The organism is Mycolicibacterium gilvum (genome assembly GCF_900454025.1).
GTDB lineage: Bacteria > Actinomycetota > Actinomycetes > Mycobacteriales > Mycobacteriaceae > Mycobacterium > Mycobacterium gilvum.
Genome location: NZ_UGQM01000001.1, coordinates 4,100,062 through 4,114,822, shown reverse-complemented (window position 1 = coordinate 4,114,822; position 14,761 = coordinate 4,100,062). Strand labels below are relative to the sequence as shown.

General features: G+C 68.0%; 8 protein-coding genes. All 8 read left to right on the top strand.

Features of this window, described 5'->3' with window-relative positions; all coding sequences use genetic code 11:
• Positions 1 to 37: 37 nt before the first annotated feature.
• The 8 genes from DYE23_RS19130 to DYE23_RS19095 all read left to right on the top strand — a co-directional run bounded on the left by DYE23_RS19130 (position 38) and on the right by DYE23_RS19095 (position 14,760).
• On the top strand, positions 38 to 1,732 hold the full coding sequence (locus DYE23_RS19130; protein WP_172527934.1) for an HAD-IB family hydrolase/lysophospholipid acyltransferase family protein: 1,695 nt from the start codon (positions 38 to 40) through the stop codon (positions 1,730 to 1,732).
• Positions 1,729 to 4,080 (top strand): glycerol-3-phosphate 1-O-acyltransferase, encoded by a 2,352-nt coding sequence (locus DYE23_RS19125; RefSeq protein ID WP_013471323.1) that lies wholly within the window; start codon positions 1,729 to 1,731, stop codon positions 4,078 to 4,080. Before DYE23_RS19130 ends, DYE23_RS19125 begins: the two co-directional genes overlap by 4 nt.
• A 32-nt stretch (positions 4,081 to 4,112) precedes the next feature.
• On the top strand, positions 4,113 to 6,143 hold the full coding sequence (locus DYE23_RS19120; protein ID WP_115327898.1) for a bifunctional copper resistance protein CopD/cytochrome c oxidase assembly protein: 2,031 nt from the start codon (positions 4,113 to 4,115) through the stop codon (positions 6,141 to 6,143).
• Positions 6,144 to 6,424: 281 nt separating this feature from the next.
• Positions 6,425 to 6,913 (top strand): single-stranded DNA-binding protein, encoded by a 489-nt coding sequence (locus DYE23_RS19115; RefSeq protein WP_099962711.1) that lies wholly within the window; start codon positions 6,425 to 6,427, stop codon positions 6,911 to 6,913.
• A 111-nt stretch (positions 6,914 to 7,024) separates the two neighbouring features.
• Positions 7,025 to 8,698: an energy-dependent translational throttle protein EttA gene (gene ettA, locus DYE23_RS19110; protein WP_011893448.1), complete on the top strand. Its 1,674-nt coding sequence runs from the start codon at positions 7,025 to 7,027 to the stop codon at positions 8,696 to 8,698.
• A gap of 106 nt (positions 8,699 to 8,804) precedes the next feature.
• Positions 8,805 to 13,676, top strand: a complete 4,872-nt coding sequence (locus tag DYE23_RS19105) for an NAD-glutamate dehydrogenase (RefSeq protein WP_172527812.1) — start codon at positions 8,805 to 8,807, stop codon at positions 13,674 to 13,676.
• Positions 13,673 to 14,092 (top strand): acyl-CoA thioesterase, encoded by a 420-nt coding sequence (locus tag DYE23_RS19100; RefSeq protein WP_115327897.1) that lies wholly within the window; start codon positions 13,673 to 13,675, stop codon positions 14,090 to 14,092. Before DYE23_RS19105 ends, DYE23_RS19100 begins: the two co-directional genes overlap by 4 nt.
• The gene (locus tag DYE23_RS19095) at positions 14,089 to 14,760 is read left to right on the top strand and encodes a DUF8010 domain-containing protein (RefSeq protein WP_011893451.1); all 672 of its coding nucleotides are present in this window, start codon (positions 14,089 to 14,091) and stop codon (positions 14,758 to 14,760) included. The genes DYE23_RS19100 and DYE23_RS19095 overlap by 4 nt, the downstream gene beginning before the upstream one ends.
• Position 14,761 lies beyond the last annotated feature (1 nt).

The window sequence follows — 14,761 nt, the reverse complement described above, 5'->3', positions numbered from 1 at the left end:
GCCCGCAGTGACATCGGAGATTCCGGTCAACCGGCAGATGCGTCTTCCCGGCTCGGTCGCCGAGATACAGGCGAGCCCGGCGGGGGCGCAAATCGGCGCGTTCTTCGACCTCGACGGAACCCTGGTGGCGGGGTTCACCGGCGTGGTGATGACGCAGGATCGGTTGCGGCGCAGACAGATGTCGGTGGGCGAGTTCATCGGCATGGTGCAGGCCGGGCTGAACCACCAACTCGGCCGTTCCGAGTTCGAGGACCTCATCGGCAAGGGCGCGCGGATGCTGCGCGGCAACTCGCTCGACGACGTCGACGAACTCGCCGAGAGGCTGTTCGTGCAGAAGATCGTCGGCAGGATCTATCCGGAGATGCGCGAGATCGTCCGCGCGCACATGAACCGCGGCCACACCGTCGTCCTCAGTTCGTCGGCGCTGACGGTCCAGGTCGAGCCCGTCGCCCGATTCCTGGGCATCGACAACGTGCTGAGCAACAAGTTCGAGATCGACGACGACGGCCTCATCACCGGCGAGGTGCAGCGCCCAATCATCTGGGGACCCGGAAAAGCCCGTGCGGTACAGGAATTCGCGTCCGTCAACGGCATCGACCTGTCGAGGAGCTATTTCTACGCCGACGGCGACGAGGATGTCGCCCTGATGTATCTCGTCGGCAACCCGCGGCCCACCAATCCGGCGGGCAAGATGGCCGCGGTCGCGGCCAAGCGTGGTTGGCCGATCCTGAAGTTCAGCAGCCGCAGCGGTGCCAGCCCCGCGTCGCAGGTGCGCACCGCGGTCGGTATCGCGTCGATGGTGCCGATCGCCGCGGGGGCGTTGGGCCTCGGCTTGTTGACACGCAACAAGCGCACCGGGGTGAACTTTTTCACCTCGATGTTCGGTCGGACCCTGCTGGACACGATCGGGATCAACCTGCAGGTGCTGGGTCGGGAGAACCTGACCGCGCAGCGGCCCGCCGTGTTCATCTTCAACCACCGCAACCAGGCCGATCCGCTGATCGCGGGCCGGTTGATCAACGAAGACTTCACCACGGTGGGCAAGAAGGAGCTCGAGAACGACCCGATCGTCGGCACGATCGGCAAGATCCTCGATGCCGCGTTCATCGACCGCGACGATCCGAAGAAGGCGGTGGAAGGTCTCAAAAAGGTTGAAGAGCTTGCACGCAAAGGTCTTTCGATCCTCATCGCACCGGAGGGCACCCGCCTCGACACCACCGAGGTCGGGGAGTTCAAGAAGGGGCCGTTCCGGATCGCGATGTCGGTGAACATTCCGATCGTGCCGATCGTCATCCGCAACGCCGAGGTGATCGCGGCCCGCGACTCCAGTACGTTCAACCCCGGCCTGGTCGATGTCGTGGTCTACCCGCCGATTCCGGTGGACGACTGGACGCAGGAGGATCTCCCGTCCCGCATCGAGGAGATCCGGCAGCTCTACCTCGACACCCTCGCCGACTGGCCGCACGACGAGCTGAAGCTGCCCGACCTGTACACGCGGTCCCGGCCCGCGAAGAAGCGGACCCCGCGCAAAGCCGCTGCGAAGAAGACCCCGACGAAGACCGCGACGAAGACCGCGACGAAGACCGCCAAGAAGGCGCAACCGAAGACCGCCAAAAAGGCGCAACCGAAGACGAAAGCGACACGGGCGTCGTCGAAGGTGTCCGACAGGCCCGACGCGGATCCGCCTGAGCCGGCGGAGAAACCGGCCGACAGCCGCGAGGGGACGTCGTGAAGATCCGCGCCGACGACATCGCCGCCTACACCGCCGTCGACGACACGCTGGTGCTGGCGTCGGTCTCCTCGCCCGCCGAGGAGGAGATGCTCAGCGACTGGCTCGCGACGCAGCGGCGGGCACATCCCGAGTCGAGGATCGAAGTCCTCAAACTGCCCGCCGACGACGACCCCACACCGGCGGTGCTCGCGCGGCTGGTCGAACTCCTGGAGGCCGACGAAACCCGTTCCGTCGTCCCGGTCCGCGTGTTCTGGGTGCCCGGCGGGCTGCCGACCCGGTCCAAGGTCGTCGCGCTGCTGTCCGGTCGCGACACCTACCGTCCCCCCAAGGCTCTGCAGCACAGCATCCTCAAGCGCGACCCCTCCCGCGCGCGCGTCGTCGCCGGCGATCCGGCGACGGTCTTCGAACTGCGCGAGCGGTGGCGCGAGACCACGGTGGCCGAAAACCCCCGGGAATTCGCCCGATTCGTGATCCGCCGGGCGATCCTGGCCATCGAGCGCGTGGAGCTGCGGCTGCTCGGGCCCGAGTACAAGTCGCCCCAGCTGATCAAGCCCGAGGTCCTGGCGTCGGCGCGGTTCCGGGAAGGTCTGAAGAACATCCCCGGCGCGACGATGGAGCAGGCCGGTGAGATGCTCGACGAACTCGGCACCGGCTGGAGCCGGTTCTCGGTGGACCTGATCCCGTCGTTGGGGCGCGCCATCTTCAGTCGCGGGTTCGACCCGAACATCGACTACGACCGCGCCGAGATCGAACAGATGCGGCATGCGCTGGAGGCGCACCCGGCGGTGCTGCTGTTCTCCCACAGGTCGTATCTCGACGGTGTGATCGTCCCGGTCGCGATGCAGGAGAATCGTTTACCGCCTGTGCACACCTTCGCCGGGGTGAATCTGTCGTTCGGGTTCATGGGCCCGCTGATGCGACGCTCCGGTGTCATCTTCCTGCGTCGCAAACTCGACGATCCGCTGTACAAGTTCGTGCTGCGCCAGTTCGTCGGCTACATCGTGGAAAAGCGGTTCAATCTGTCCTGGGCGATCGAGGGAACGCGGTCGCGTACCGGAAAGATGTTGCCGCCCAAGCTCGGCCTGCTCTCCTACGTCGCCGACGCCTACCTGGACGGGCGCAGTGACGACATCCTGCTTCAGCCGGTGTCCATCAGCTTCGACCAGTTGCACGAGACCGCCGAGTACGCCCGCTACGCCAGAGGTGGGGAGAAGACTCCCGAGGGGCTGTCCTGGTTGGTGAATTACATCAGGGCGCAGGGCGAGCGTAACTACGGCAAGATCTACGTCCGTTTTCCCGACGCCGTGTCGATGCGTGAGTACCTCGGCGAGCCGCACGGGGAGATGACCACGAACGAGCCGGCGAAACGCCTGGCGATGCAGAAGATGGCCTTCGAGGTCGCGTGGCGCATCCTCCAGGTCACCCCGGTCAACGCCACGGCGCTGGTGTCGGGACTGCTGCTCAGCACTCGCGGGATCGCGCTCACTCTCGACCAGCTGCACCACACGCTGCAGGATTCATTGGATTACCTTGAGCGCAAGCAGGTTCCGATGACCAACAGTGCGTTGCGGTTGCGCACCCCCGACGGGGTGCGGGCTGCGCTCGACGCCCTGTCCGGAGGTCTTCCCGTGACGCGCACCGACAGCGGCCGCGTCCCAGTGTGGAATATCGCGCCGCAGGACGAGCTGCAGGCGGCCTTCTACCGGAACTCGTTGATCGACGCGTTCCTGGAGACGTCCCTGGTCGAGCTGGCGCTCGCCTACGCGGCGCGGACCGACACCGACCGGGTGGATGCGTTCTGGAGTCAGGTGATGCGGCTGCGCGATCTGCTGAAGTTCGAGTTCTATTTCGCCGATTCGGCGGCCTACCGCGAGCACGTCCGCGAGGAGATGTCGTGGCACCCGCAGTGGGAGAGTGACGTCGCGGCGGGCGGTGACCAGCTAGACGCCCTGCTGAGGGAGAAGCGCCCCGCGATCGCCGGACCGTTGCTGCGGCCGTTCTTCGAGGCGTACCAGATCGTCGCCGACGCTCTGATCGATGCGCCCGCCGAGATCTCGGAGAAGGATCTGACGGCCAAAGCGCTAGGGCTCGGGCAGCAGTACGTCGCGCAGGGACGGGTGCAGAGCACCGAGTCGGTGTCGGCGTTGCTCTTCGTCACCGCCCGCCAGGTGGCGGCCGACCAGCATCTGCTCGAACCCGCCGCCGACCTGCCCGAGCGCCGAAAGGCTTTCCGCGCCGAGTTGCGCGGCATCCTCAGAGACATGAACACCGTCGACCGGTGCGCGCGCAGGCAGTTCTTCGCTCGTGAACGCAGCAGGCGGGAACTGCGCAACGACCCTGTGTCGTAGATCGCCTTCGCCGAGGTCATACCCTGGGGGACATGACGTCCACGGCCCCGCACGTGCGCAGCGGTGTCCGCCGCGCCCCGGCGTGGGCGGTGCTCTACGGGGTCGCCGCGCTCGCCGGTGTCACCGCCGTGGCACTGGCGGCACTGTCGCTGGCGGACGCGCTGACCGCGACCGGTCTGCCCGATCCGGGACCGGTGACGAGCTACGGGTTGCCGTTCGTGCGGGCAGCCGGCGAGATCGCAGCCGTCGTCGCCGTCGGGGGTTTCCTCTTCGCGGCGTTCATGGTGCCGCCGCAGCACAACCAGGTGCTCGACGCCGCGGGCTACCGGGCGCTGCGGATGGGCACCGCCGCGTCGGGGATCTGGACGGTGTGTGCGGTGCTGATGGTGCCGCTGACGGTGTCCGACGTCAGCGGCCAACCGCTGTCGACGCGCATGAGCCCCGCCGACATCTGGTCGGTGGCCGACCTGATCGACATCGCCGGGGCGTGGCGGTGGACGGCGCTGTTCGCGGCGCTGGTCACCGTGGTGAGCATCCCGGTGCTGCGGTGGTCCTGGACGCCGGTGCTGCTCGCCGGCTCGCTGATCACGCTGCTGCCGATCGCGCTGAGCGGGCATTCGTCGTCGGGCGGCGCGCACGACATCGCGACGAACAGCCTGACCGCGCACATGCTCGCCGGCGCGCTGTGGGCCGGCGGCCTGCTCGCCCTTCTGGTGCACGCCCAGCGCGGCTCAGACGACGGCGACGACCATGCCGCGCTGGCCGCCCGTCGGTTCTCGGCGGTCGCGCTGTGGTGTTTCGTGGCGATGGCGCTCAGCGGCACCATCAACGCGCTGGTCCGGGTCCGCCCCTCCGACCTGGTGACCACGACCTACGGCACGCTGCTGCTGGCCAAGATCGCGGCCCTTGTCGCGCTGGGCGTCCTCGGCTGGCAGCAGCGGCGCCGGGGTGTGGCGGCGCTGCAGGCCGATCCGCGGGCGCGCGGCCCGCTGATCCGTCTCGCGCTCGTCGAGGCGGCGGTCTTCGGTCTCACGTTCGGCGTCGCCGTCGCGCTGGGCCGCACCCCGCCGCCGCCTCCGCTGAACCCGAACCTGTCCATACCCGCCGTCGAGATCGGGTACGACCTCGACGGACCGCCGACACTGGGCAGGCTGCTGTCCGACTGGCGTTTCGACCTGGTGCTGGGCACTGCGGCGATCGTTCTGGCGCTCGTGTATCTGGCCGGGGTGCGCCGCCTGCGGCGCCGCGGCGACGCGTGGCCGACCGGACGGGTGGTGGCGTGGCTGCTCGGCTGCCTCGTGCTGCTGCTGGCCACGTCGTCGGGCTTCGGCCGCTACATGCCGGCGATGTTCAGCATCCACATGATCGCGCACATGATGCTGTCGATGCTGGCGCCGATCCTGCTGGTGCTCGGCGCGCCGGTGACCCTGGCGCTGAGGGCGTTGCCGGTGGCGGGGCGCACCGGCGCACCCGGGCCGCGCGAGTGGCTTCTCGCCGCGCTGCACTCGCGGGTCTCCCAGTTCCTGACCAACCCGTTCGTCGCGACGGGGCTGTTCGTCGTCGGGTTCTACGGCCTGTACTTCAGCGGCCTGTTCGACGCGGCGGCGGGCAGTCACGCCGCCCACGTCGCGATGAACGTCCACTTCCTGCTGAGCGGATACCTGTTCTACTGGGTCGTCATCGGGGTCGACCCGACGCCCCGGCCGATACCGCATCTGGCGAAGCTCGGGATGGTCTTCGCCTCGCTGCCGCTGCACGCCTTCTTCGGGGTGGTGCTGATGGGGACGCAGTCGGTTCTCGCCGAGAGCTTCTATCGCTCACTGCAGCTGCCCTGGCACACCGACCTGCTCGCCGATCAGCGGGTGGGCGGTGGGATCGCCTGGGCGGCAGGCGAGGTCCCGCTCGTCGTGGTGCTGATCGCGTTGTTCATCCAGTGGCGTCGCACCGACGACCGCACCGCCAGGCGCCTCGACCGCGCCGCCGACCGCGACGACGACGCCGATCTGGCCGCCTACAACAACATGCTCGCCGAACTCGCACGCCGGGAACGGGAAAGGGGCTGACCGTCCGGGGCGGTCATATTTTCAGCTGTTCACATATTCAGACGTTGTGTTAGCGTCGGGGCACGGGCCGGCCTCGCAACCCGATGCAGCACATCGACGCGATGGCCGGCCCGCATGTCGTCCTCAACCCGGAGTTCATCCCCAAACCCGAGTTCATCCACAGTCGCGGCCCTGTTGCGGTCGTCGTGGCATTCGGTGTCGGTGACGAGGCGCTCAATGGCGGTGTCAACACGGGCCGGACACGTCGTCCGGCCGGTAGCCGAAAACAGGAAGGCACCGCCATGTTCGAGACACCGATCACGATCGTCGGCAACATCATCACCGCACCCGACCGCCGCTGGGTCGGCGACCAGGAACTGATCAAGTTCCGGGTTGCCAGCAACTCGCGGCGGCGCACCGCGGAGGGCACCTGGGAGCCGGGCAACTCGCTCTACGCGACCGTGAACTGCTGGGGAAACCTGATCACCGGCGTGGGCGCGGGCCTCGGGAAGGGAGACCCGGTGATCGTCGTTGGAAACGTGTACACCAACGAATACGAGGATCGCGACGGCAACCGCCGGTCCTCGCTGGAGATCAGGGCGACCTCCGTGGGGCCCGATCTGGCGCGGTGCATCGTGCGCATGGAGAGCCGCAGGCATTCCAGGCCCGCGGTGGCCGAGCCCCGCGACGAGGCGGACGGGCGGGACACCGCGGATGCCGAGGACGCCGAGGACGCCGTCGAGACCCCGAGCGCAGAGCGTGACGACGAGGCGCTGTCCCTGAGCGCGTAGGGGCCATCGCCTCCGATATCGCCGCGCCTAGGATGGGCCCCAACCATCGCGGAGGTCCGACGTGATCCCGGGAGACAAGTAACAGGGATCGAGAAAGGCGACATCGAGGCTATGGCCGAATTCATCTACACGATGCGGAAGGTCCGCAAGGCGCACGGCGACAAGGTCATCCTTGACGACGTCACGCTGAACTTCCTTCCGGGCGCGAAGATCGGCGTCGTCGGTCCCAACGGGGCCGGTAAGTCGAGCGTCTTGCGGATCATGGCCGGGCTGGATCAGCCCAACAACGGCGACGCGTTCCTGCAGCCCGGCGCCACGGTCGGGATCCTCATGCAGGAGCCCCAACTCGACGAGACCAAGACCGTCCGGGAGAACGTCGAGGACGGCGTGGCCATCAAGGGCAAGCTCAACCGGTACAACGAGGTCGCGGAGTTGATGGCGACCGATTACACCGACGAGCTGATGGACGAGATGGGCAAGCTCCAGGAGGAGCTCGACGCCGCAGACGCCTGGGACATCGACAGCCAGCTCGAACAGGCGATGGACGCGTTGCGCTGCCCGCCGCCCGACGAGCCCGTCACCCACCTGTCCGGCGGCGAGAAGCGCCGCGTCGCGCTGTGCAAGCTGCTGCTCTCCAAGCCCGACCTGCTGCTGCTCGACGAACCCACCAACCACCTCGACGCCGAGAGCGTGTTGTGGCTCGAACAGCATCTCGCCGAGTACAAGGGCGCGATCCTGGCCGTCACCCACGACCGTTACTTCCTCGACAACGTCGCCGAGTGGATCCTCGAGCTCGACCGCGGTCGTGCCTACCCCTATGAGGGCAACTACTCCACGTACCTGGAGAAGAAGGCCGAGCGCATCGCCGTCACCGGCCGCAAGGACGCGAAGCTGCAGAAGCGACTCAAGGACGAGCTCGAATGGGTCCGTTCCGGCGCCAAAGCGCGCCAGGCCAAGAACAAGGCCCGCCTGCAGCGCTACGAGGAGATGGCCGCCGAAGCCGAGAAGACGCGCAAGCTCGACTTCGAGGAGATCCAGATCCCCGTCGGCCCCCGCCTGGGCAACGTGGTGGTCGAGGTCGAACACCTCGACAAGGGCTTCGACGGCAGGCTGCTGATCAAGGACCTGTCGTTCACATTGCCGCGCAACGGCATCGTCGGCGTCATCGGACCCAACGGTGTCGGCAAGACCACGCTGTTCAAAACCATCGTCGGACTTGAGGAGCCCGACAGCGGCACCGTCAAGGTCGGCGAGACCGTCAAGCTGAGCTACGTCGACCAGACGCGCGGCGGAATCGATCCGAAGAAGACGGTCTGGGAGGTCGTCTCCGACGGGCTGGACTTCATCGAGGTCGGCCAGAACGAGGTGCCGTCGCGCGCCTACGTGTCGGCGTTCGGCTTCAAGGGCCCCGATCAGCAGAAGCCGGCCGGCGTGCTCTCCGGCGGCGAGCGCAACCGGCTGAACCTCGCGCTCACCCTCAAAGAGGGCGGCAACCTGATCCTGCTCGACGAGCCCACCAACGACCTCGACGTCGAGACGCTGAGCTCGCTGGAGAACGCGCTGCAGAACTTCCCCGGCTGTGCGGTGGTCATCAGCCACGACCGCTGGTTCCTCGATCGCACCTGCACGCACATCCTCGCGTGGGAGGGCGACAGCGACAACGAGGCCAAGTGGTTCTGGTTCGAGGGCAACTTCGGTGGCTACGAGGAGAACAAGATCGAACGACTCGGCGCAGATGCAGCGCGTCCGCACAGGGTCACCCACCGGAAGCTGACGCGGGACTAGTCTCGTCGTGCGGACCAGGTAACCGGCGCCGCCCATGACACCCGTGGGTCGGGCGCCGGTTGCAGCCAACGACGGCGGGTCCGCACGCGTGAGTCAGGAGCGGCGAATGTCGTTGAATCCGGGCGCCGTGAACGGTGCGACGGGCGCAGTCGGCGCCGAGATGGTCGAGCGGCTGATCCCGGCCTACCTCGCGACCTATCGGGGGCCGCACGGCGGGGCGCCCGGGGCGGACGCCGCGGTCACCGGGCCGCTGCGCCGCCACGACGACGGACTCGACACCACCGCCCTGGTCGAGGCGCAGTGCCGGTTGGCCGGCACGCGTCTGCCGGGCGCGACGAACGTCGCGGTGTATCCCGGCGACGAGGCGACCGGGTTCGGTCCCGCCCTGCAGATCGTCACCGACAACGCGTCGTTGCTGATGGATTCGGTGACGGTGCTGCTGCACCGCATCGGCGTGGCCTACACCGCGATCATGAACCCCGGCTTCCGCGTCCGGCGAGGTGGAGCGGGGGAGCTGCTCGACGTCGCCCCCGTCTCGGATGCGTCGTTCAGCGACGGCGTCGACGAGACGTGGGTGCACGTGCAACTGGCAGGGTCGGTGGACCGCCACGCCCTGGCCGAAGCCGAGGAACTGCTGCCCAAGGTGCTCGCCGACGCGCGGCAGGTGGCGCTGGACTCCACCGACATGGCTGCGGCACTGCGGATCCTGGCCGCCGAACTCGACGGTGACACCGGGCGACGGTTCCCCAGTCCGGACCGCAAGGACGTCGCGGCACTGCTGCGCTGGCTCGCCGACGGTCATTTCGTGCTGCTGGGCTACCAGCGCTGCCCGGTCCGCGACGGCGAGGCCACGGTCGACACCTCCAGTCGGCTGGGCGTGCTGCGGCTGCGTCAGGATGTGCTGCCGCAGCTGACCCAGAAGGACGAACTGCTCACCCTGGCCCAGGCGACGATTCCGAGCTTCCTGCGTTACGGCGCGTACCCGCAGATCGTCGTGGTGCGGGAGCAATCCGCGGAGCGGGACGCCGACGCGATCGAGCACCGATTCGTCGGGCTGTTCACCGTCGCGGCGATGAACGCCAACGTGCTCGAGATCCCGCTGGTGTCGCGACGGGTCAACGATGCGCTCGCCATGGCGCACCGGGATCCGAGCCACCCCGGACAGCTGCTGCTCGACATCATCCAGACGATCCCGCGCTCGGAGTTGTTCGCGCTCAGCGCGCGCGGTCTGCTCGACATGGCGATGGCCGTGGTGGACCTCGGGGCGCGCCGGCGCACCCTGCTGTTCATGCGCGCCGATCCGCTCGCGCATTTCGTCTCGTGTCTGGTTTACCTGCCGCGCGACCGCTACACCACCGTGGTTCGGCTCGAAATGCAGGACATCCTGGTTCGCGAGCTCGGCGGCGTGAGCATCGACTATGCCGCGCGGGTCAGCGAATCACCCTGGGCGGTGGTTCATTTCACCGTCCGGTTGCCGGCCGGGCTGCGTCAGCACGAGGTCGACGTCTCCGACGACAACGAGGCGCGCATCCAGGATCTGCTCACCGAGGCCGCCCGTACGTGGGGTGACAGGCTGATGGGCGCACTGCCGGCGGGCGGCCCCGTCGACCACGGCACCGCCGACCACTACGCGTCGGCGTTCCCCGAGGTCTACAAGCAGGCGAACACGCCCGCCCGCGCGCTCGATGACATCGCGATCATCGAAGAGCTGCACGACAACACGGTGAAGTTGGTGCTCGCCGACAGCGACGACACGGAAACGTCCGGCGTCTCCGATCTGAACTGGTACCTGGGTGGACAGTCCGCGTCGCTGAGCCGTCTGCTCCCGATGCTGCAGTCGATGGGCGTCGTGGTGCTGGAGGAGCGGCCCTTCACCGTGACGCGGCCGGACGGCCTGCCGGTGTGGATCTACCAGTTCAAGGTTTCGCCGCACCGCGGGATTCCGCAGGCGCCGCCGGGTCCCGAACGCGCCGCGACAGCGGAGCGGTTCGCCGACACCGTCACCGCGATCTGGCACGGCAACGCCGAGATCGACCGGTTCAACGAGCTGGTGCTGAGGGCCGGGCTGACGTGGCAGCAGGTCGCGGTGCTGCGCGCCTACGCCAAGTACCTCAAGCAGGCCGGCTTCCCGTACAGCCAGTCCCACATCGCATCGGTGCTCAACGACAACGCCGGCACCGCGCGGTCGCTCGTCGAGCTGTTCGAAGCCCTCTACAGCCCGGTCGACGGCAATCCAGGAGGGGCCAACCGGGATGCCCAGTCCGCCGCGGCCGCGGTGGCCGCCGACATCGACGCGCTGGTCAGCCTCGACACCGACCGGGTGTTGCGCGCGTTCGCGTCGATGATCCAGGCCACGCTGCGCACCAACTACTTCGTCACTGCCGCGGACTCGGCGCGTGCGCGGAATGTGTTGTCGTTCAAGCTGAACCCCGAGCTGATCGACGAATTGCCGCTCCCGAGGCCGAAGTTCGAGATCTTCGTCTACTCGCCCCGGGTCGAGGGCGTGCACCTGCGGTTCGGCTTCGTGGCCAGGGGCGGTCTTCGGTGGTCGGACCGGCGCGAGGACTTCCGCACCGAGATCCTCGGTCTGGTCAAGGCGCAGGCCGTCAAGAACGCCGTCATCGTCCCGGTCGGCGCCAAGGGTGGCTTCGTGGTGAAGAAGCCGCCGGCCCCGACGGGCGACGCCGCCGCGGATCGGGACGCCACCCGCGAAGAGGGAGTGGCCTGCTACCGGCTGTTCATCGCCGGCCTGCTCGACATCACCGACAACGTCGACAAGATCAGCGGCGATGTCGTCACCCCGGCCGAGGTCGTGCGCCGGGACGGCGACGACGCGTACCTGGTGGTCGCGGCCGACAAGGGCACCGCGACGTTCTCCGACATCGCCAACGATGTCGCGAAGTCCTACGGCTTCTGGCTGGGCGACGCGTTCGCCTCGGGCGGGTCGGTCGGCTATGACCACAAAGCGATGGGCATCACCGCCAAGGGCGCGTGGGAGTCGGTGAAACGCCACTTCCGGGAGATGGGCATCGACACCCAGTCCGAGGACTTCACCGTCGTGGGCGTCGGCGACATGAGCGGTGACGTGTTCGGCAACGGAATGCTGCTCTCCGAACACATCCGGCTGCTCGCGGCCTTCGATCACCGCCACATCTTCATCGACCCGACACCGGATGCCGCGTCTTCGTACGCCGAGCGACGACGTCTGTTCGATCTGCCGCGATCGAGTTGGGACGACTACGACACGTCGCTGATCAGCGCCGGCGGCGGGGTTTACAGTCGCGAGCAGAAGTCGATCCCGATCAGCGACGAGGCCCGCGCGGCGCTGGGCATCGAAGGCGACGCCACCGAGATGACCCCGCCCGCCCTGATGAAGGCGATCCTGAAGGCCCCGGCCGATCTGCTGTGGAACGGCGGCATCGGCACCTACATCAAGGCGGAGACGGAGGCCGACGCCGACGTCGGCGACCGTGCCAACGACCCGGTCCGGGTCAACGGAAATCAGGTACGGGCCAAGGTGGTCGGCGAAGGCGGCAACCTCGGGGTGACGTCGTTGGGACGCACCGAGTTCGACCTGTGCGGCGGCCGGATCAACACCGACGCGATGGACAACTCCGCCGGCGTGGACTGTTCGGACCATGAGGTGAACATCAAGATCCTGATCGACTCGCTGGTGACCGCCGGCAAGGTCGCCGAGGCGGACCGCACCGATCTGCTGTTGTCGATGACCGATGAGGTCGGCCGACTCGTGTTGGCCGACAACGAAAGTCAGAACGATCTGATGGGCACCAGCCGGGCCAACGCGGCCAGTCTGCTCAACGTGCACGCCCGCATGATCAAGGACTTCGTCGAGCGTCGCGGACTCAACCGGGTGCTCGAGGCGCTGCCGTCGGAGAAGGAGATCCTGCGGCGCACCGAAGCCGGACTCGGTCTGACATCACCGGAATTGGCGACGCTGATGGCACACGTCAAACTGGCGCTCAAGGACGATCTTCTCGCCGGGGAGCTTCCGGACCAGGAGGTTTTCGCGTCACGGCTGCCGTCCTACTTCCCGACGACGCTGCGGGAGCGGTTCGGCCCGGACATCCGGTCCCACCAACTGCGTCGCGAGATCGTCACCACCATGCTGGTCAACGACGTCGTCGACACCGCCGGCATCTCCTATGCCTACCGCGTCGCCGAGGATGTCGGCGTCGCCCCGATCGACGCGGTGCGCAGCTTCGCCGCCGGAGACGCGATCTTCGGTTTCGGGCGGGTATGGCGTCAGATCCGCGAGGCGGGCGCCAACGGTGTGTCGGTGGCGGTGACCGACAGGATGACCCTCGATCTTCGGCGCCTCATCGACCGCGCGACCCGCTGGCTGCTCAACTACCGGCCACTACCGCTGGCCGTCGGCGCCGAGATCAACCGGTTCGCCGACAAGGTCGCGGCGCTGATGCCGTCGATGCCGGACTGGCTGCGCGGTGACGACAAGGCGATCGTCGAGAAGGAGGCGGGGGAGTTCAGTGCCCACGGGGTGGCCGAGGACGTCGCGTACACGGTCGCCACCGGGCTGTATCAGTTCAGCCTGCTCGACGTGATCGACATCGCCGACATCATCGACCGGGACCCCGCCGAGGTCGCAGACGCCTACTTCGCGTTGATGGATCATCTCGGCACCGACGGGCTGCTGACCGCCGTGTCGCGGCTGTCGCGCAACGACCGCTGGCATTCGTTGGCGCGCTTGGCGATTCGCGATGACATCTACGGGTCCCTGCGGGCACTGTGCTTCGACGTGCTGGCCGTCGGTGAACCGGACGAGAACGGTGTCGAGAAGATCGCCGAGTGGGAGATGACGAACCGCTCGCGGATCAGCCGGGCGCGTCGCACCCTGACCGAGCTCTACGAGAGTGGCGAGCACGACCTGGCGACGCTGTCGGTGGCGGCGCGTCAGATCCGCAGCATGACCAGAACAAGCGGAACGGGGTCGTCCGGATGACCGAGCAGCGTGGCTTCACGGCGCCGGTGCATGTGCGGTGGTCGGACATCGACATGTATCAGCACATCAACCACGCCACGATGGTCACGATTCTCGAGGAGGCCCGGATCCCGTTCCTGCGTGAGCCTTTCGGGGAGACGATCACCACGATCGGGTTGCTGATCGCCGAGGTCAACATCTCCTACAAGGCCCAGCTGCGTCTGGTCGATTCGCCGCTGCAGGTCACCATGTGGTCGAAGCGGGTGCGGGCGGTCGACTTCACGGTGGGCTACGAGGTGCGCTCGGTCGGGGCTGCGCCCGACTCGAGGCCGGCGGTCGTCGCCGACACCCAACTCGCCGCGGTCCACATCGACGAGCAACGGCTGCAACGCCTCTCGGTCGCTCAGCGCGAATACCTGCAGCGCTGGACGCGATGAGCGGCGGCGAGCGCGGCCTCTGGCCGGCGCGCGCGGCCGACCGCGACGACCTCGCGACGTTCACCGAACGCGCGCTGCGCCTCGACGACGCGGCGGTGGTGAGGCTGCGCGAGCGCGAGGGCGGAATGATCGTCGCCTGGGTGGCAACAGGATTCGATGTGCTCGCCAGCCGGGTGGTGGCGGGCAGAATCGTCCCGTCCGACCTGTCCGTGGGAGCCGATGTGCTGCTGGCCGGACTGCGGGCGGCGACGTCGGCGGGACACGTCGACCCCGGGTTCTCGATGGATTCGGCGTGGCGGGGCGTGCTGCCCCCGGAGAAGGGATTCGTCTACCTCGACGACGTCCCCGCGGCCGCGGTGCTCGACCTGGCCGAGCGCGGCATGAGCCTGGCCAAGGAACACTCCAGTGCGTTCGGCCCGCCGACCTCGCTGCTCGATCAGGAAGTGCTCACCGTGGCCTCGCAACACGACACCGTCGGGATCCCGATGCGGTGCGTGCTGACGCTGACGGCGATGGGTTTCCTGCCGCAGCCGACGGCCGAGGACCGGGGGGCCGGCGACACCGACGAGGTGGTGCGGGTGCGCGCGCTGCCGAACTGGCTTCGCGTCGACGCCCGCTTCGGCACGGTGTACCTGCGCCGCGGCGATCCCGCGGTGGTGCTGCGCTGAG

Bases quoted from the DNA above. Each gene is read 5' to 3' on its own strand.
- ettA (WP_011893448.1), top strand. From the start codon at position 7,025: ATGGCCGAATTCATCTACACGATGCGGAAGGTCCGCAAGGCGCACGGC.
- DYE23_RS19095 (WP_011893451.1), top strand. From the start codon at position 14,089: ATGAGCGGCGGCGAGCGCGGCCTCTGGCCGGCGCGCGCGGCCGACCGC.
- DYE23_RS19120 (WP_115327898.1), top strand. From the start codon at position 4,113: ATGACGTCCACGGCCCCGCACGTGCGCAGCGGTGTCCGCCGCGCCCCG.
- DYE23_RS19100 (WP_115327897.1), top strand. From the start codon at position 13,673: ATGACCGAGCAGCGTGGCTTCACGGCGCCGGTGCATGTGCGGTGGTCG.
- DYE23_RS19115 (WP_099962711.1), top strand. From the start codon at position 6,425: ATGTTCGAGACACCGATCACGATCGTCGGCAACATCATCACCGCACCC.
- DYE23_RS19130 (WP_172527934.1), top strand. From the start codon at position 38: ATGCGTCTTCCCGGCTCGGTCGCCGAGATACAGGCGAGCCCGGCGGGG.
- DYE23_RS19105 (WP_172527812.1), top strand. From the start codon at position 8,805: ATGTCGTTGAATCCGGGCGCCGTGAACGGTGCGACGGGCGCAGTCGGC.